Consider the following 19,481-nt stretch of genomic DNA (forward strand, 5'->3'; position numbering starts at 1 on the left):
CAAATTATCTCCGTGTTGAACTGTTCCCGTGCGTCCTGTCTGAGGCGCACATCGGGTCTTTCGCCGCGGCGACACCGGGCGTTACATAACGTTGGCAACACGCTTTCGTGATGGGCTCGCGAGGTCGGTCTGAGCAGACAGCGGCCGCGAATTTGAGATAGCCGTGTAACAAACGCCGGGAATCGGCGAATGGGAAGGAAAGAGGCGGGTGAGCGGCGCGGACGACGAACATCTCGCAAGACTTCTCCGCGCGGCCGTGGCCGGCGACGAAAAAGCCTATGCCGACTTCCTGCGGGACGCAGCGCAGGCGATCCGTGGTTGGGCCCGACGTTGGACCATCGGCGGAGGCGTCGATGCTGAGGACGTCGTGCAGGAGGCGCTGCTGGCAGTGCACGTCAAGCGCCACACCTGGCGGGAGGATGCGCCGGTCATCCCGTGGCTGCATGCCATTGCCAGGCACAAATACGTCGATGCCGTGCGTCGTCAGGCTCGCCGCCCGACGGTCGGCATTGAGGGGCTTGAAGACACGCTGGCAAGCGTCGAGACGGAGAAGGCCAGGGATTGGGAAATCGGCCGGGCGCTGGAAGGGCTGGCACCTGGGCAGCGCTCAGTGGTCAACGCGATTTCGATCGAGGGTTTCACGGTGGCTGAGACGGCGCAGAAACTGGACATGAATGAAACGGCGGTTCGGGTGGCGCTTCACCGAGGCCTTGCTGCAATCGCCCGCCGATTTGGACGAAACTAACCATGGACACGAACGACCTCATCAAGGCTCTCGCAGCGGACAATCGGCGACCCGGCCTGCCGATGAACACCGTATGGTCCGGCGTCGCCATCGGCGCACTCGTCCTTGCCGGTGTCGTGTTCTCGATCCTGCTCGGGCCGCGGCCGGATATCGCCGCTGCCGCCGAGACGGTGCGGTTCCTGTTCAAATTCGTGGTGACTATCGCGCTCGCCACGGCCGCTTTTGCGGCCATGCGCGTTGCCGCATGGCCCGACGCGGATCCGCGCAAGCTGGTGCCCTACCTTGCCGTCGCGCCGGCGCTCGTTGTCGGCGGTGTGTTGCTCGAGCTTCTTGCAGTGCCATCCGGTAGCTGGGTGACGAAACTCGTTGGAACCAACTATTTGGTCTGCATGACCTTCATTCCGCTGATCGGCCTTGCGCCCTTGGCGCTGTTCCTTCTCGCACTGCGCCATGGCGCCCCGTCGCGTCCCGGGCTTGCAGGCGCCCTGGCAGGGCTCGCGGCCGGCGGCATCGCCGCGACCTTCTACGCGGCCCACTGCCCGGACGATTCACCGCTTTTCGTCGCGACCTGGTACACGATCGCGGTCCTCATGCTGACGGTGCTTGGGGCGTTGGGCGGCCGTTGGGCGCTTCGCTGGTAGGGCCGGCCATATGAGCCTTCGCCGGCGTTTAAAACAAAAAAGGCCGGCAATGCCGACCTTTTCCCGCTCGCTGCGTCACACTGCCAGTACATCCGTGGTCAGCGTTTGCGCGCGAACTACGCCCGGAGCCTTCGGTTGATCATGTCCGTCGGGCTCCACGGGCAATTCGTTGATACCTATGTGTGGTGCCGTGCCAGAGGTTTCAAGCCCGAGGCAAGTGTTCGCCTCGGCCCCTGCACTAGCAATGAATGCTCACGCCGTGTTCGCGTAGCAGGGAAACGAGACGCTCATCCGGCAATTCATTGGTTACGAGCGCATCGATATCGGCAAGCGAAGCCAGACGCACCAGCGCACGCCGGCCAAACTTGCTGCTGTCGACGGCGAGGATCACCTGCTCGGCCTGGCGCATCGCGGCCGAGACGGCGGCGACTTCGGCATGGTCGTCGTCGCCGATATCGCCGTCCTGATCGATGCCGCTGACCGAGATGATGGCGACGTCGAATTTGAACTTGCGGATATAGTCGGCGGTCTCCTCGCGAAACACGCCGGCATCCACTTGCCGCACGAAGCCGCCGGGCACCGCGACGGCAAAGCTGCTGCTTTCGCTGAGCGTGGTTGCGACGCGCAGACTGTAGGTGACGACACGAAGATCGCGGCGCTTGAGCAGGCCGCGCGCCACCGCTTCGCAGGTCGTGCCGGTGTCGAGGAAGACGGCAGCGCCGTCGGCAACAAGCTCGGCGGTCAGTTGCCCGATGCGTTCCTTCACCTCCGCGTTGTCGATGCGCCGCTGGCGGTAGGTGTTGGGATCAATCGGGGTCGCAATGGTCGCGCCGCCGTGCAGGCGCCGTACCTTGCCCTCCTGTTCGAGCGCCATGATATCGCGCCGTGCCGTCTGGGTGGTGACGCCGAACAGGCCGGTGATCTCCTCGATCGAGATATAGTGGTTCTTCTCGAGGTGGCTGAGAAGCTGCGCCTGCCGGCGCGTCTTCTTGTCCCCATCCGCAATATCCCGATCGTCCATCACCCTCATCCTGATTGCCCCTCAGCACGCTTTGCTACCATAGGGCCGACGCCGATCTCCAAGGAAATCAGCGCAGCACCTATGGGCCGCGCGAAATTTTATGGCGCCCCATGAAATGTTGTAAAACTGACATTTGACTCGCTTAATGTCCGCAATCGTACATTTCAGTGAACTCTTCCGCTCATCAACATCATCGCCATGAAGGTCTTGTGACGGAGCGTGTTCGCATCGCGACATTGGAGCAAGATATGAGACAACGTGGACACCACCTCCGCGGGGTGCGGGCTTTTGCGCGCCTCACGCAACCGTTGCGCCTGGCGACGGCGATCCTTCTGTGCGGAACGAGCCTGACGCTCTCGGCGGCCGAGGCGCGCGCCGCCGACGACAGCATGAAGATCCTGACGCTCAACACCTGGCTGGACCGCTTCAAGGCCAACCCGAGCGTGATGTCGGACTTCTTCATCAAGGGGAACTACGACATCCTGACCTTCCAGGAGTTCCGCGCCAACAGCACCTACGCACGCGACATTCCCGGCATCCTGAAGAATGCGGGCCTTGGCACCTACGCGACGCGTCAGGACAGCGATACCGGCGTGTTCTCGCGTCTCCCCGGCACCTTCGGCGCCAGCACACTCGGCGACATTGTGACCTACACGGTGGTCGACCCTACCGTCAGCAAGCCGCAGGTGGTCGTCGGCACCACTCACCTCAACTATTACGACCCGCCGACGACCCGCATCAGCGAGGCCAAGGGCATCAATCAATGGGCGAAGTCCGAGACGCGGCCGATCATCCTCACCGGTGATTTCAATGCCGGCGATGTCTCGGAACGTGGCCTGCATTCGATCAGCCAGCAGGAATTGCTGCTGAAGACCTACGTCAAGAGCCCGAGCAACAGCTTCTATCTGAGCCTCTTGCGCGACTATGCCAAGGATCAGCAGAAGCTCGACGCCTATATCGTTGCGTGGAAGGGCAAGAGTGCTTCGGCGATCAACGGCTCGACTGTTCCCTCTGGCCTCTTTGCCGACGAGATGTACCCGGTTGCCGGCAACCTGCCGCAGACGATGAACATCCTGAAGAAGCAGTTCCAGATCTTGCAGCTTCCAAACGAGCGCGAGCAGTTCTCGCCGCATGGCTTGAACGACGGCAGTGTCACCTGGCCGTCGCACGGCGAAGACGCCACCAACACCTGGGCAAGCTGGCACCGGGTCAAGATCGATCACTTCCTGGCGTCGCGTCCCTTCGGCAAGTGGTGGACGCTGGCCGACGATCCGAAGGATCCCTATTCGGGCGTCATCACCGACGTCAGCTACGTGACCAATCCGGATGGATCGAAGACGCCGCTTTCGGACCACGAGCCGGTTGCGCACACGGTGCGCTGGGTCGGTCCGGTGCTGCAGAACTACACGGATCCGGCGACAGCGACGGCCAGGACCCGGATCGTCTGGGGCGATGAGGCATCGACCTTCGCCGAGAAGGGCAAGGTCTTCAACCTTAGCCGCAACAACATGCGCAACGACGTCTATCTCGGCCAGATCGCCGACGAGAACGGCCTGCCAATTCTGGCCGGTCTGACCGACCAGGAGAAGAAGACGCTGCTTGATTGCAAGAGCAGCGATCCGCGCTTCCAGCAGGCGATCCGCGACTATTGCATCGACGATCATTCGTTCATCGGCGAAACGCTGGTGACCGACGGAGGTACCGTTGTGGTCGAAGAGGACGCTGCGCTTGGCAGCGCTGCGGCCAAGCTGAGGCTCGATGGCGGGGCCCTCAGGATCGCCGGTCGCGACATGCATCAGATCAACCGCGATATCGTTCTCGAAGGTGCCGGTGGCGCGCTCGACGTGGCGGACGCCGCCAACGTGGTTGCCATCAACAAGGCGATCAGCGGCAGCGGCGGTCTCACTAAGCTCGGCGCCGGCGCGCTCGTGCTTAACGGCCAGAACACCTATACCGGCGCGACCGTGGTCAAGTCCGGCCTGCTTTCGGTGCAAGGGTCGATCGCCTCGTCTTCAGGGCTCACCATCGAAAAGGACGGCGCCATCGGCGGCATCGGGACGTTCGGCAGCATCACGATTGCCGACGGAGGCGTGATTGCCCCCGGCAATTCGATCGGCACGCTCAACGTTGCCGGAGATATCAATTTTGCAGCGGGCTCGACCTATGAGGTCGAGGCCAACGACAAGGGCGAGAGCGACAAGATCGTCGCGTCAGGCAAGGCGACGCTCAACGGCGGCTCTGTCCTGGCGCTCGCAGCCAATGGCAGCTATGCGCCGCAGACCAACTACACGATCCTGACGGCGGCCGGCGGCGTGACCGGTACCTTTGCCGACGTCGCATCGAGCCTCGTCTTCCTCGATCCGACGCTCGGCTACGACGCCAACAACGTGACGCTGACACTCAGCCGCAACGACATCCGCTTCGCGGATGTCACGGAAACCGCCAACCAGCGGGCAACGGCGATCGCCGCTGAAAGCCTCGGCTTCTCCAATGCAGCCTATTCGGCGCTCACCAACCTCGACCGCGCGCAGGCGCGTTTTGCCTTCGACCAGCTCTCGGGTGAAATCCATGCCTCGACCAAGGGTATGCTGCTGCAGGACGGCCTGCTCCTGAACGCTGCAGCCACCAACCGCATCCGCGCGGCTTTCGGCGATGACAGCACCAAGGCGACGCCAGTGCTCGCCTATGGCGAAGGCGGCATCGAAAGCGTTGCGACCGATACGGACCGCTTCGCCTTCTGGAGCCAGGCCTTCGGCACCTGGGGCGATACGGATGGCAACGGCAATGCGGCGGGCTTCCAGCGTAACGTCGGCGGCTTTCTCATGGGCGCCGATGGCCTCGTCGGCGACAACTGGCGCGCCGGTCTCTTCGGCGGCTACAGCCGCTCGTCCTTCGATGTGGTCGACCGTCATTCCTCCGGGGACAGCGACAACTACCACATCGGTGCCTATGCCGGGACCGGGCTTGGCGCGCTGTCGCTGACGGCGGGTGCGACCTATAGCTGGCATCGCATCGAAACGACGCGCAGCGTGTCCTTCGGCGGTTTCGACGACAGCCTGTCGGCGGCCTATGACGCCCGCACCGCCCAGATCTTCGGCGAGGCGAGCTATGCCGCGAGTGCCGGTCGCTTCGATTTCGAAGGCTTCGCCAATCTCGCCTATCTCAACCTCGATACGGACGGTTTCCGTGAAAAGGGCGGGGCAGCGGCGCTCTCCGGCCGCTCGAACACCAACGACACGACCTTCACGACGATTGGCGTGCGCACCTCGACCGACGTTTCTTTCGGCGAAACGGCGGCGGTTCTGAGCGGCACCGTCGGCTGGCGCCATGCCTTCGGCGATGCCGTGCCGACCTCCACGCTTGCCTTTGCCGGCGGCCAGGGCTTTACCGTCGGCGGTGCGCCGATTGCCCGGGATGCGGCACTCGTCGAAGCGGGCATCGACTTCAAGATCGCTCCGGCCGCGACCTTCGGCGTCAACTACACCGGCCAGATCGCCTCAGGCGTTTCCGACCACGGCGTCAACGCCAAGCTGAAGGTGAGTTTCTGAGGCGGCAACACATCGCTCTGAACATCGAACGCCGCGCATGGTTTTCATGCGCGGCGTTTCTTCGGGTTGGTTGCGGCGGCCTTGTCGATCAGATCCAGACGGTCCTTCCTGCGCCATCGCAGCCAAGGGCGCGCAGGATGTTGAGGGGCACGTCGAGCATGGTCTCGCGACCTGCGGTCAGAAGGAACGAGGCGGTCTGCGGCTCGCGATAGGCAAGAATCTCGTCGCGCGAGGCGGCGGTGTAGATGCCGCGCAGGGCCCTGAGGCAACCGCTATGGGTGACGACGACATGGCGGCGGCCGCGGTCGAGCGTGTCGAGCCAGGCCTGAAGGCGCGCTGAAAGCGCAGTCCGGCTTTCGCCGCCCGGCATCGAATAGTCGAACGGGTCGGCGCTGTGCGCATCGTACTGATCGGCAAGATCGCGCTCGATCTCGTCATGGGCCAGCCCCTCCCAGGCGCCATAGGAGCGTTCGGCAAGGGCAGCCGCCTCGGCAAAACGATCGAAGGGGATCGACCAGGTGTCGGCGAGGATCGATGCGGTCTGGCGGGCGCGGCCGAGCGGGCTCACCCAGAAGGTCAGGTTCTTTTCTTCCTCGGCGATCCGTTCGGCAAGGCGCAGGCCGACGGCGAGTGCCTGGCGCACGCCATTGGCGGTCAGCGGCGTGTCCTTGCGGCCCTGCAGGCGGCCGGCGACGTTCCATTGGGTTTCGCCGTGGCGGATGAGGATGAGGCTTGGAAGATCTCTTTTCATGCGGAACTCGGGTGTCAGCGATCTGGCGCTGCTTGAAATGGGGAAGCTGGCGCCCGCCGGCGAGACCGGCGGACGCGCGTCGTATGCTCTAGTGGGCGAGCCATTGCGCCGACGACGGCTTGAGGCCGAGCGTCGTCGTCGCGCCGGGTTCGAGAAGCGCGTCGCCGGAATGGAACGGCGCGTCGATCAGCACCGTCGCCGCCCCAATCCTGACACCATAGCGCACGGTCGCGCCCAGGAACTCGCGATGCGCGATGATGCCCTCGAGCGCGACGGCGCCGGGCTCGAGGCTGCCGATCGTCGCATATTGCGGCCGGAAGACGAGCTTGGCGCCTGCGGGGACCTCGGTCCCCGAAGGGATCGGGATGGAGCCGCCGCCCACGACCTCGAAGCTTCTGGCAGCGCCGCTGCCGGCCACCTTGCCGTCGAGGATGTTGGCCGTGCCGAGGAAGTTGGCGACGAAGAGGTTGGCCGGCTTCTCATAGAGCCCCATCGGCGTTCCCACCTGCTGGATGCTGCCCTCGTTGAAGACGGCGATCCGGTCGCAGACGGTGTTGGCCTCTTCCTGGTCGTGGGTGACGAAGATCGTCGTCAGCTGCAGCCGCTGCTGCAACTCGCGCAGTTCGCGCCTGACTTCGACACGCATCTTGGCGTCGAGGTTGGACAGCGGCTCGTCGAGCAACAGCACCTTCGGTTCGATCGCGATGGTGCGGGCGAGCGCCACGCGCTGCTGCTGGCCGCCGGAAAGTTGCGACGGGCGGCGATCAGCGAGGTGCTTGAGGCCGACGAGGTCCAGCGCCGCCTTGACCCGACGGTCGACCTCGGCGCGTGGCAGGCGCCGTTCTTCAAGGCCGAAGGCGACATTGGCGGCGACCGTCATGTGCGGCCAGAGCGCGTAGGACTGGAAGACCATGCCGATGTCGCGCTTCCATGCGGGCATGTCGAGCACGTCCTGTCCGCCGATCACGACCTTGCCCTGACGGGCGTTGTTGAAGCCGGCGATCAACCGCAAAAGCGTGGTCTTGCCGCAGCCGGACGGGCCGAGAAAGGCGAAGAATTCCCCCGGCTGTATTTCGAGATTGATGTTCTTCAGGACGTGCAGCGCGCCGTAGTAGAGATTGACGTCACTGATGCTGATCGCCTTGGCGGGGCCGGCGGCGAGTGCGGCGCTGTTGATGTTCACTGTCATTGTTTCCTCCCGAATTATTTTGCCGTCCCGAGCGCCTTCTGGCGGCGCTCGATGACGTAGTGGGACAGGAGCGTGCAGAGCGCGACCATGATCACGGCGATGACGCCGAGGGCCGCACCCGGACCGCGACCGGCCGGCGATTGCATGAAGACGTAGAGCCCGTAGGCGATCGGCGCGTCCGAGTTGCTCTGGATCAGCATCAGCGTCGCCGAGAGCTCGACGGCGGCCGTCGAGAAGCTGGTGACGAAGCCGGCAAGCAGGCCGCCGGTCATCAGCGGCAAGACGATGCGGCGGATGGTCCGCTGCTTGGTGGCGCCGAGGTTTTCAGCCGCTTCTTCAAGCGATTCCGACACCTGCTGCAGGGCGGCGTAGCAGGCGCGCAGCGCATAGGGCAGGCGGCGGACGGCAAGCGCCAAAACCACCATGACCCAGAGTGTTGCGAGTGGCGTACCGTCGGGCAGCGTGATGCCGTAGAAGGTTCTGAGATAGCCGATGCCGAGCACGACGCCGGGGATCGCGAGCGCTGCGGTGGCCGCCCAGTCGAGCCAGCGACGGCCGACGACCTTGGTGCGCAGCACCAGATAGGCGATGGCGCCGCCGATCACCACGTCGATCAGGCCGGCAAGGCTGGCGTAGATCAGCGTGTTCTTGATGTAGAGCGAGCTTTCGCCGAAGACGCGGCCGTAATGCGCAACGGTATAGGCGTCCGGCAGCGGGCTGAACGACCAGACCGTTGCGAAGGAGAGCAGCAGCAGGCCGATGTGTGGCGAGAGCACCAGGAGAAGGATCAGAGCGACGACGCCATAGGCGATGACGCTTTCGCCGCAGCTGAGCTTGCGCCTGGAAAGGCCGCCGCCGCCACGCTGCACGGTCGAATAGTCCTTGCCGCGCATGGCGACCGCCGAAAGCCACATGGCGAAGATCGATACCGCGATGAGGATCACCGAGATGACGTAGCCCATCGGGTCGGTGAGGCCGACGGAGGTGACGCGGAGATAGGCCTGCGGCGCCAGCATGTCCTTGACGTTGAGGAGCAGCGGTGTCGCCAGATCGTCGAAGACCTTGACGAAGACGAGCGACGCGCCGGCGAGATAGCCGGGCATGGCAAGCGGAAAGACGATGCGACGGAAGAGCCGGAAGCCGGAGGAGCCGAGGTTCTGGGCAGCTTCCTCCATCGACCGGTCGATATTGCGCAGGCTGGTCGACAGGTTGATCAGGATGAAGGGGAAATAGTGCAGCGACTGCACGAAGATAACGCCGTTCAGCCCCTCCATGAAGGGGATGCGGATGCCGAACCAGTCGTTGAGAAGCAGGTTCACCGTGCCGTTGCGGCCGAAGAGAAGCTGCATCGCCACCGCGCCGACGAAGGGCGGCATGATCAGGGGCACGAAGCCGAGCGTCTGGATGATGAGCGAGCCGCGGAAGTCGAAGCGGGTCGTGAGCACCGCGAGCGGCAGCGCAATGGCGCTCGCCCAGACGACCGACATGCCGGACACATAGACCGAATTGAAGAAGGACCGGCGGAAGAGGTCGGTGTTGAAGAAGTCGATGAAGTTGACGATGGTCAGCGCACCGGTGCCCTTCTCGGTGAAGGCGGTGTAGATGACCGTGCCGGCGGGGATGACCAGGAAAATCGCCAGGAACAGGGCGATCACCGAGACCGCCAGGATCTGGCCTGGTTTGGCCGCGGCGGGCCTGATGGGAGCGGAAGCGACGAGTGCCATGGGGCAGACTCCGGAGTGAGTTCGGCCAGCCCGGCGCGCGCAAGGCGCGCCAGGGTCGGCGAAGCTATGATGTTTTTGGGAGCATGACCGCCCGCCGGGATGGGCAGGCAGTCGCTGTCCTCGCTTAATCGACGAGGTTCAGGGCTTCTTCAGCCTTGGCCTTGGCGGCGGCATATTTCTCCGTCGCGAAGGCGGCCCACTTCTGCTCCAGTTCCGCCTGGCGTGCGGTCTTCTCCTCGCCGCCGGTAAAGGCGTCGCGCGTTTCCTTGCTGGCTGCCTCCTCCGCCGTGATCGGCATGGCGGCAGCCAGGGCCTTGGCTTCGTCAAGAAGCGCGCGGGCCGCCGGCTGTTCGTTGGCAGCAAGCGCCTTTTCGGCCGCATGGATCGCCTGGGTGGCGCCCTTCAGGTTTTCGAGCTGGAAGGAGATGAGCTGGTCGAACAGCGTGTCGACGACATCCGTGCGCTTCTTCGAAACGTCGCTGTCAAAGGTGATCATCGACTGGAAGCGCGGATCCTTGAAGGGGTTCGGGAAGCCTTCGGGCGCCTTGGCGTAGAGCGCCAGGTTGATCGGCAGGCGACGGATCGCCGGCTCGAGCAGGACTTCCTGGCCCTTCTCCGACAGGATGTAGTTGACGAAGGCCTCGGCGCCGGCCTGGTTCGGGGCATTGGCGACAATGCCGATATTGGCCGGCACGACCGTCGTGACCGACGGATAGGCGAAGCTCACCGGGAAGCCGCTCGCCTGGGCCGAGAAGGCGAAGAAGTCGATGACGATGCCGATGCCGGTCTGGCCGGAGTTGACGGCGTCCGGAACGCCGAAGGAGCGCTCGGTCACCTGCTGCAGGTTGCCGCCGATGCCCTTGAGCGTGCCCCAGCCCTTGTCCCAGCCTTCGCCCTGCAGGATCGTCTCGATCGTCAGGTGCGTGGTGCCGGAGCGCGACGGGGCGGCGATGGCGACGTGGTCAAAGTATTCCGGCTTGGCGAGGTCGCCCCATTCGGCCGGCTTCGGCAGGTTGTTGGCTTCCAGGTAGCGGTCGTTCGACATGATGCCGTACCCCGACGCGGCAAAGCCGAAATAGAAGCCGTCCGGATCGTTGACCGGATAGGAGCCGACTTTTTCGGGCAGGCCCGTCACCGACGGGGTGAACTTCGCCAGGAGTTCCTTGCTCTTCAGGCTGTCGAAGGCGTCAGGCGCCGACGCCCAGAACAGGTCGACCTGGTTGTTGACCTTGGTCTCGTCGATGTATTTCACGCCCGAGCTGGTGCTCTTGTTCTGGACGTCGAGGGTAAAGCCGGGATTGGCGGCCTCGAAGCCCGCCTTGAACGGATCGGTCACGTCCTTGGAGAACGAAGTGACGATCGTCACCTTGCCACCGTCCTGGGCGTGGGCCGTCACGATAAAGGCAGCCGACATCAGCATCGCTGCTGCGATGGTTTTCAACATAGGTATCTCCTCCCAATAGACCGCCAGTGCTTGGCGGCTGTCCTATTGAGAGCAAGGCCCGTGCCAGATCGAAAAACCCCGCACAACCAGCCAGTTTCACGTCGGGATGGGTAAGAAGGGTAACATCGGGGCGGGCAAGGCGGGGTCAAAAGGGTAACATTACCCCTCGTCGCCATCGCCCCGGGCGTCGATGTCGAACTTGCGCATCTTCAGATAGAGCGTCTTGCGGGAAATGCCGAGCGCATCGGCGGTCGCACCCACGCGGCCCTCATGTCTGGCGAGACTGTTGATGATGATGGTCCGCTCCATCCGGTCCATCTGCGCTTCCAGCGTCTCGCCGCCTGCGGTCGTGGCTTCGGTGTCCGGGCGCTCTTCGAGCCCGAGCACGAAGCGTTCCGCGACATTGCGCAGTTCACGCACGTTGCCGGGCCAGGGCCGGGCGTTGAGATCGGCCAGCAGATCGACGCCGACCGGCGGCGCAGTGCGCCCCTGGCGCTTTGCGGCAAGGCTGAGGAAGTGCTGGAACAGGAGGCCGACATCGCCCTTGCGGCGCGCGAGCGGCGGCAGTTCGACCCGGGCGATGTCGAGGCGGTAGGCGAGGTCTTCGCGGAATTCTCCCCGCCGCGCGGCATCGTGCAGGTCGGCTTTCGTTGCCGCCACCACACAGATGTTGACCGGCAGTTCGACGTTCGATCCGAGCCGTTCGATGACGCGCTCCTGCAGGACGCGTAGCAGCCGCACCTGGGCTGCGATCGGCATCGATTCGATCTCGTCGAGAAACAGCGTGCCGCCATCGGCATATTCGATCTTGCCGATGCGCTTTTCGCGCGCGCCGGTAAAGGCGCCGGCCTCATGGCCGAAAAGCTCGGATTCGAGCATGGTCTCGGGGATGGCGCCGCAGTTGACGGCGACGAAACGGCCCTTGCGGCCGCTGAAATCGTGCAGCGCCCTTGCGGTCACTTCCTTGCCGGTGCCGGTATCGCCGATGATCAGCACGTCGGCGGAGGCGGCAGCGATGCGCTGCAGCTTTTCGCGCAGCGCCACCATCGGCGCCGAATGGCCGATCAGCCGCGTCTCCCAGCCGTCCTTGTCGACGGAGAGGCGCAGCCGCCGATTTTCCAGCAGCAGGCGACGGTGATCGCGGGCCCGGCGCACGGTTTCGATCAGGTGCACCGGATCGGCTGGCTTCTCCAGGAAATCCCAGGCGCCTTCGCGCATCGCACGCAGCGCCATCGGGATATCGCCATGTCCGGACATCAGCACGATCGGGATATCGGGATCGACCTTGCGCACGGCGGCGACCAGGTCGAAGCCGTCATGATCGGGCATGCGCACATCCGAGACGATGACGGTGTCGCTGTCGGCGCGAAGGCCGGCGAGCGCCGCGACGACGGAACCGTGCGGGGAGACTGTGAAGTCCTCCAGTTCCAACACCTGGCAGCAGGCCTCAAGCACGCTGGCGTCGTCGTCTATCAGGATGATGTCCGCTTCCGGTCTCATTCCGGGCCTTTCAGGGATACGAGGAATCGTGTGCCGGCCGGGCCGGTGTCGAGGATCGTGATGTCGCCGCCAAAATCCTTGACGATGTTGTAGGAGATCGACAGGCCGAGACCGAGCCCCGAGCCTACCGGCTTGGTGGTGAAGAAGGGATCGAACACGGCTGGCAGGTTTTCCGCGGCGATGCCGTGCCCGGTATCGCCGACGATCAGCCGGGCGACGCCGCCGGTGACTTCAACGCTGACGCTCACGCGCCGAAGTGGCTGGCCAGCGACGGCGTCGAGCGCGTTGCCGACGAGATTGACGGCGACTTGCTCGAGCCGGACCGGTTCGGCCATGACCATTGCCGAACTGTCCTGCGGCAACGAAAGATCGAGGGCGACGTTCTCCTCCTCGAAACGGTGTTCGAGCAGGCTGAGGGCGTCCCGCACCGCCGCGGTGAGATCGACCGGCCGCAGCTGCGCGTCCGGCCGCCGGGCAAAGCGGCGGATATGGCTGATCTGGTCTGCCATGCGTCCCGTCAGCCCCTTCATCTTGTCGAGGTTGTTGACGGCCTGCTCGCCCTTGCCGCGGCCGATTAGAGTGGCGGCGCTGTGAATATGGGCGCGAAGGGCGGCTAGAGGCTGATTGAGTTCGTGGCCGATGCCGGCCGCCATCTGGCCGAGGGCCGCAAGCTTTGCCGACTGGATCAGCTCGTCGCGGGTCTGGCGAAAGAGGGTGAGCGCACGCGAGAGGTCGCCGAGTTCGTCGGCCTCGGGCGGCGGGATCGCCGTGGAGTGCCGGCCCCCGCTGATCGCGCCGGCGGCCGTCGCCAGCAGGCGGATACGGGCAATGAGGTTGCGGTGGACGTAGAAATAGCCGATCGCGCTTGCGACGAGCACCGAGAGAATGGCGATCGCGACCAGCAGGCTTCGCCCGGTCTCGATTGCCGCAGCCGCGCGCCGGGCGGCGTCCCCGGCGCTTGCCTCGATCGCGATCACTTCCGTTTCGATCTTGCGGCCAAGCTCCTCGACGAGCCGGCCGTTTTCGCCGGCAAGTTCGGCAAGTGTGCTGGCCTGCAGCATTTCCGAGCGCTTGCGATTGGGTATGCCCGTCGAGGCGTTGGACTGGTCGAGAATGCGCCCGGCAAGCTGCCGAACGGTGATGCTGTCGGGCCAGCTGTCGAGCGAGCGGATGCGGCTTGCCAGTTCGTCGGCGCTGTCGCCGAGAAAGGCGTTGGTCTCCTGCATTTCCTCTTCGGTCGTGGCGTTGACCAGCCGACCGATCAGGCCTGTCGCAAGGTTCGCCTGGGAGACGACGGTCAGCAGCGCTTCGCTCTTGTGCTGTTCGGCGAGTGCGGCCGCACCCTGACCCTTGCGGGTCTCCGCTTCGATGTTGAAGCGGATGTCGTCGACCAACGGATCGGCTTCTTCCAGAAGATCGGCCTGGACCCAGCGCAACTCGTCGATGTCCGACCGCATCGCCTCGCGCAGCGTGAAGCGCTTGCCCGCGGCAAGGTCGATCTTTTTCAGATTGGTGCCGATGGCCTCGGCGAGCGGCAGCAGCGCCGCCGTGCTCGACTGCGCCGTGTTTTCTTCGAGCAGGGCGCGAAGGGTCTGGAGGCGCGTCGCGTAGACGGCGCGGATCTCGTTGTACTCGGCGCGGCTTTCGGCGCCGGCAAGTACCGACGTCACGGAGCCGATGTCGGCCCCGGCCTTGGAGAGTCGCGACGCGAAGGCGAGCTGCGGCATCTGCTCATCCGCCATGCGCGACAGTTCGCCCGACAGCCGCTCGTAGGAAAGCCAACCGACCAGGCAGGCGCCGACAGCGAGCCCGACGATCGCGACAAAGGCGAGCACGAGGCGGGCGCCGATGCCGAAGCGCCAGCGCGGCTGCTGTGCGGTCGTTTCGAGAACCGCCATCGTCACTGCCGCCACGGATGGAGATTGACGGGACCGCCAGATCGCGCCGCCGAGGACAGCAGCTGCTCCGCCTCGTTGAGGTTCTGTTCGATCAGTGCGCGCAGGCGGCTCGCGAGTTCTGCGTGGGCAGGGGAGCGGGCGACGCCGCGGGGCCATTCGCCTTGCAGGGCCTCAGCAACATTGGCGACTTCGCTTGCCGAAAGCGGAGGCTGACCCAACAGCCGCCGCGCCCGAGCCAGCATGCTCAGCCGTTGCGCATCTTCGATGTTCATCGCCTCCAGATCCGCAGCCCTCTTCCACAGGCGGGCAAGGGTTGCCCGGCGGCGCACGATATAGTCGTCGAAAATCAGATTGACGAGGCCATATCTGCGCGCCGATAGAGCGGCGTCGAAGCCGCCGGATTTCAGCAGGCGCTCGCCGTCTTCCTGCGGCAGTAGGCCGCTGTTGAGCGCCGGATTGACGGGAATACGGGCGATTGCCGGCGACAGCAGGAGTTTCTGGCCAGCCTCCGAAAGCACGAAGTCGACGAAGCGTTCGGCTCCCGGCACGTTGCGCGCACGGGACAGAATGCCGATGCTTGCCGGCACGAACACGGTGTCGGGCGGCAGGACGAAGACATTGCCGGCGCCGGCGAAATCCGGCGAGGTGGCGAGGAAATCGATGGTGATGCCGATGCTGAAGCGCCGCTGCGCCACGCCGGAAGCAACCCCGAAGCTACGGGCGGTAACCGTTGAGAGATTGCCGCCGAGCTGCGACAGCATCGCCCAACCTTTCTCCCAGCCGTAGGTTTGCAGCAAGGCTTCGACGATCAGGTGCGTCGTGCCCGAGCGGGAAGGCGTGGTGATGCCGATCTGGCCGGAATAGACGGGGTTCAGCAGATCCTGCCAGTCCTCCGGCACGGGCAGTTTGCTCCGGGCGAGATGGGCGGGATTGTAGACGAAGCCGTAGCCCGACAGCGCGAAGCCCAGATAGTAGCCCTGTGGGTCGTTCACGGGATAACCGAAGACATGATCCGGTGCGCCGGTGTTGCGTGGCGCGATCGGGCGCAGGCTTCCGTTGCGTTTCAAGAGCTCGAAGGCATCGGCCGCCGAGGCCCAGAAGATGTCGGCCGGCACGTCCGCCTTCTCAATGACGAAGCGGCTGGCGCTCGCCGTGTTGCGCTGCACGATCGTCACCCGCATGTCGGCATTGGCGCGTTCGAAAGCGGCGCGAAAGGGCACGAAGAAGGAGGGCGGGTAGGAGGTGACCACCACGAGTTCCTGCTTCTCGACAGCACGCGCGGGCCCTGCAAACGCCATGAAGCCAAGTGTGATCAGCGGCAGCAATGCCGCGACGATATCGAACCGGAACCTTGTCAATTCACTCCCACCGCGCATCGCCGTCCGGTCATTGCCGGTGCCGGTGGTCGCGGACCCTCCCCAAGATGCCGCCGTTTCGTGCATGCACGATCGGCGATCGCGGCGTACTCTGCTACGAAGAGCCCACCGCCGTAAACCCCGGGAGGCATGTCGGAGACTGTTGCAAACAGGTCGCAGCCGCGACGATTGGCGCCATGGCAAGATTTCTGCACTTGGCGGTTGCGCGCGATTCGCCTATAGGTCGTCTTCCGGCAACCAATCAGGGAGGTTTCAAAAGATGCCAGCTTTTTCTTTCTCCCTACGGGGCGGCGTGCAGTCTTGAACTGGGCCGGGAAGGGCATTTTCGCCTTTTCGTCTTTTCCAGGTCGGATTTCGTTTCGCTGACCTTGGCCCTTCCTCTCCGGAGGATTTGGTCACTCCAATGATGCCGCATCGGAAGCTGGGTTCCTTTTAACGGCATATTCCATTCTGATCTTGTTTGAGGCCGATGCGTCGCGCATCGGGCGATTGTTATGGCTTTTACTCGTATTGACCTGCGCGGCGGTGCGTTCCGCAGCGTTCTTGGATTCACCTGGTCTCACTGGAAAGCGCAGCCGCTGCGCATCAGCGTCATTCTCGGCATGGTTCTCTTGTCGACCCTCGCTGACGTCCTGACGCCGCTCTATTCGGGCCGGCTCGTCGATGCCGTCGTTTCCGGTGTGGCGACCGATCAGCTTGCCTGGGATGCGGCGCTTGCCGCCTTCTGGATGCTGATGGCGCTGTCGCTCGGCGCGATCATTCTCAGGCACCTCACCTTCCTGGGGGTCACCGATCTGACCCTCAAGATGATGACCGACATCGCGTCGGCTGCCTTCTACCGCATCCAGCGCTTCTCGACCGACTGGCATGCCAACAGCTTTGCCGGATCGACGGTTCGCAAGGTGACGCGCGGCATGTGGGCGCTCGATCTCTTGAACGACACCTTGCTCGTCGCCCTGTTTCCGTCCGTCGTGATGCTGGTCGGATCGACAATCCTGATGTCGTTCTACTGGCCGATGATGGGCGTCATCATCGGTATCGGGTCGATCGTCTTCATTCTGATGACGATCGTGCTGTCGCTCGGTTACGTCGCGCCGATGGCAAGCCTTGCCAACCGGTGGGACACCAAGCTCGGCGGGGCGCTCGCCGACGCCGTGAGCTGCAACATCGTCGTCAAGGGTTTTGGCGGCGAAAGCCGCGAGGACGCACGCCTTGCCAAGGTGCTCGCCAAATGGCGTGACCGCACGCGCCGCACCTGGATCCGCGGCACGACCAACGGCACGTCGCAGGGCGCCATGCTGCTCATCCTGCGCGCGGCGGTGATCGGCTTTGCGCTGTTCCTCTGGTCGAATGGCCAGGCGACGGCCGGCGACATCACCTTCGTGCTTACCTCGTTCTTCATCCTGCAGGGTTACCTGCGTGAAGTCGGGCAGCACATCCGCAACCTGCAGCGCTCGATCAACGACATGGAAGAGCTTGTCGACATCCATGGCCAGTCGCTCGGCATCGACGACAAGGCGGATGCCAAGCCGATCCGCATCACCGACGGCCGCATCGAGTTCAAGGATGTGACGTTCCACTACGGTGCGCACCGCAAGCCGCTCTACGACCGCTTCTCGGTGACGATCCGGGAGGGCGAACGCGTCGGTCTTGTCGGGCACTCAGGTTCGGGCAAGACGACCTTCGTCAAGCTGATCCAGCGTCTGCATGACCTGAAGGCCGGCGAGATCCGGATCGATGGTCAGGACATCGCATCGGTGACGCAGACGTCGCTGCGCCAGCAGATCGCGATCGTCCAGCAGGAGCCGATCCTGTTCCATCGCTCTCTGTCGGAGAACATCGCCTATGCGCGGCCGGACGCCACGCAGAGCGAGATCGAGAAGGCGGCAAGGCTTGCGAGCGCCCACGACTTCATCACGGCTCTGCCGAAAGGCTACGGCACGCTGGTGGGCGAACGCGGGGTCAAGCTCTCGGGCGGCGAGCGCCAGCGCATCGCCATTGCCCGCGCGTTCCTCGCGGACGCGCCGATCCTGATCCTCGACGAGGCGACATCGAGCCTCGATTCGGAATCGGAAGTGCTGATCCAGCAGGCGATGGAGCGGCTGATGCTTGGGCGCACGACGCTCGTCATCGCGCACCGGCTCTCGACGGTGCGGGCGCTCGACCGGCTGCTGGTCTTCGACCACGGCCGGATTGCCGAGGAGGGCACGCACGACGCGCTGATCCGCCTCGACGGTGGCATCTACCGCGGTCTCTTCGAGCGCCAGGCGCTGGAGCTGACCAAGGGGTTGGTGCTGAACGACCAGTAAGGCTTTGACGCCACCTGAAACCATCGCCGCGCCTGCCAAAGGCGCGGCGATTTTTTATGCTGGCCGGTTAAGCCAACGATCGAGCCCGCGAGCCGCCGCACGCCCTGTGGCAAAGCAGGCGGTCAGCAGATAGCCCCCGGTCGGCGCTTCCCAATCGATCATTTCGCCGGCGACGAAGGTGCCGGGCAGCGCTCTTAACATGTATTCGTCATCGATCGCGGACCAGGCGATGCCGCCGGCGGAGGAGATGGCCTCGGCGATTGGGCGTGGGCGGATGAGCGGGATTGGCAACGCCTTGATCAAGGCCGCAAGTTCTGGAGGCGGCAAGCGCGCGGCATCAGGCGAAACCTCACGCAGCAGCGCCGCTTTCACTCCTTCGAGCCCGGCCCCCTTGCGCAGGCGGTTGGAAAAGCTGGTCTTGGTGTCGAGGCGGCCAAGGTCTTTTGCCAATTTCCCGACGGCACGTCCCGGGGTGAGGTCGACCACCAGGTCGGCCAGTTCGCCGCGCGACAGCCGGTCCCTGAGCGCGCTCGTATGGGCGTAGACGAGGCTGCCTTCGATGCCGGTCCTGCTGATGACGAATTCGCCCGGGACGGTGCCGGCTTCCGACGTTGCGGTGACGCCCTTCAGCGCGGCGCCAGCAAAGCGATCGCGGAAGGTCTCGCTCCAGTCGACGTCGAAGCCGCAATTGGCGGGCTGGAATTTGGCGACAGACACGTCCCTCTGTTCCAGCCAGGAAACCCAGGCGGCATCCGACCCGAGACGCGGATAGCTGGCGCCGCCGAGGGCGAGCAGAGTCGCATCTGCGCTGACAAGCGTCTTGCCGTCCGGGGTATCGAACGCGGGTGCTTTGCCTTCAAAGCCAGTCCAGTGGTGCCGCGTCAGGATACGAACGCCTCGGCTTTCCAGCGACTTGAGCCAGGCGCGCAGGAGCGGCGACGCCTTCATCACCTCCGGGAAGACACGGCCCGAGGAGCCGACGAAGGTCCTGGTTCCGAGGTCTGCCGCCCATTGCCTGATGTCATCGGGCGTGAAGGCGTCCAGCGCCGCACGCAATCGCGGCGAGGCATTGCCGAAGCGCTCCGCAAAGGCCGTATAGGGCTCCGAATGGGTGATGTTCAGGCCCGACTTGCCGGCCAGCAGAAATTTGCGCGCGACCGTCGGCATGCTGTCATAGACGGTGACCGCGTGGCCGCGCTCGGACAGCACCTCGGCGGCCATCAAGCCGCTCGGTCCGCCGCCAATGACGGCGATGTTCTTTTGTCCCATGCGCTTTGCCCGGTCACAGATTTCGCTTCGGCGCACTCTTGGCCCGGCGGCGCGTGGCACGCAACC

At 64.6% G+C, this 19,481-nt stretch carries 13 protein-coding genes; 4 read left to right on the forward strand and 9 right to left on the reverse strand.

The genetic code is table 11. The features are described 5' to 3' along the window. Positions 1-208 precede the first annotated feature (208 nt). Positions 209-745, forward strand: a complete 537-nt coding sequence (locus AC3WVQ_RS21495; protein WP_034790212.1) for a sigma-70 family RNA polymerase sigma factor — start codon at positions 209-211, stop codon at positions 743-745. Positions 746-747: 2 nt separating this feature from the next. Continuing rightward, entirely contained in the window at positions 748-1,386 is a 639-nt protein-coding gene (locus AC3WVQ_RS21500; RefSeq protein WP_034790211.1) for an NrsF family protein, read from the forward strand. 238 nt (positions 1,387-1,624) lie between these two features. Here the strand turns inward: AC3WVQ_RS21500 and AC3WVQ_RS21505 are convergent, their stop codons facing one another. Then, the gene (locus tag AC3WVQ_RS21505) at positions 1,625-2,407 is read right to left on the reverse strand and encodes a DeoR/GlpR family DNA-binding transcription regulator (RefSeq protein ID WP_414436881.1); all 783 of its coding nucleotides are present in this window, start codon (positions 2,405-2,407) and stop codon (positions 1,625-1,627) included. A gap of 248 nt (positions 2,408-2,655) precedes the next feature. Between AC3WVQ_RS21505 and AC3WVQ_RS21510 the strand changes: the two genes are divergently transcribed. After that, the gene (locus AC3WVQ_RS21510; protein ID WP_435383564.1) at positions 2,656-5,955 is read left to right on the forward strand and encodes an autotransporter domain-containing protein; all 3,300 of its coding nucleotides are present in this window, start codon (positions 2,656-2,658) and stop codon (positions 5,953-5,955) included. An 88-nt stretch (positions 5,956-6,043) separates the two neighbouring features. Here the strand turns inward: AC3WVQ_RS21510 and AC3WVQ_RS21515 are convergent, their stop codons facing one another. The 7 genes from AC3WVQ_RS21515 to AC3WVQ_RS21545 all read right to left on the reverse strand — a co-directional run bounded on the left by AC3WVQ_RS21515 (position 6,044) and on the right by AC3WVQ_RS21545 (position 15,819). Then, on the reverse strand, positions 6,044-6,706 hold the full coding sequence (locus tag AC3WVQ_RS21515; RefSeq protein WP_034790208.1) for a histidine phosphatase family protein: 663 nt from the start codon (positions 6,704-6,706) through the stop codon (positions 6,044-6,046). Positions 6,707-6,794: 88 nt separating this feature from the next. Further along, entirely contained in the window at positions 6,795-7,895 is a 1,101-nt protein-coding gene (locus tag AC3WVQ_RS21520; protein ID WP_435383562.1) for an ABC transporter ATP-binding protein, read from the reverse strand. A 14-nt stretch (positions 7,896-7,909) separates the two neighbouring features. After that, positions 7,910-9,619, reverse strand: coding sequence for an ABC transporter permease (locus AC3WVQ_RS21525; RefSeq protein ID WP_435383561.1), 1,710 nt, complete (start codon positions 9,617-9,619; stop codon positions 7,910-7,912). Positions 9,620-9,743: 124 nt separating this feature from the next. Then, positions 9,744-11,063, reverse strand: coding sequence for an ABC transporter substrate-binding protein (locus AC3WVQ_RS21530; RefSeq protein ID WP_435383560.1), 1,320 nt, complete (start codon positions 11,061-11,063; stop codon positions 9,744-9,746). Between the two features lie 159 nt (positions 11,064-11,222). Further along, entirely contained in the window at positions 11,223-12,563 is a 1,341-nt protein-coding gene (locus AC3WVQ_RS21535) for a sigma-54-dependent transcriptional regulator (protein ID WP_435383559.1), read from the reverse strand. Continuing rightward, the gene (locus tag AC3WVQ_RS21540) at positions 12,560-14,461 is read right to left on the reverse strand and encodes an ATP-binding protein (RefSeq protein ID WP_060529141.1); all 1,902 of its coding nucleotides are present in this window, start codon (positions 14,459-14,461) and stop codon (positions 12,560-12,562) included. The genes AC3WVQ_RS21535 and AC3WVQ_RS21540 overlap by 4 nt, the downstream gene beginning before the upstream one ends. 2 nt (positions 14,462-14,463) lie before the next feature. After that, positions 14,464-15,819, reverse strand: a complete 1,356-nt coding sequence (locus AC3WVQ_RS21545) for an ABC transporter substrate-binding protein (RefSeq protein ID WP_192371944.1) — start codon at positions 15,817-15,819, stop codon at positions 14,464-14,466. Positions 15,820-16,331: 512 nt separating this feature from the next. Here AC3WVQ_RS21545 and AC3WVQ_RS21550 point away from each other — a divergent pair. Continuing rightward, positions 16,332-18,146, forward strand: a complete 1,815-nt coding sequence (locus tag AC3WVQ_RS21550) for an ABC transporter ATP-binding protein (protein WP_034790171.1) — start codon at positions 16,332-16,334, stop codon at positions 18,144-18,146. Between the two features lie 54 nt (positions 18,147-18,200). Here AC3WVQ_RS21550 and AC3WVQ_RS21555 read toward each other — a convergent pair whose 3' ends face one another. Further along, positions 18,201-19,415, reverse strand: a complete 1,215-nt coding sequence (locus AC3WVQ_RS21555; protein WP_034790169.1) for a TIGR03862 family flavoprotein — start codon at positions 19,413-19,415, stop codon at positions 18,201-18,203. Positions 19,416-19,481: the final 66 nt, after the last annotated feature.

The organism is Ensifer sp. EB106-05-01-XG146 (assembly GCF_058791875.1).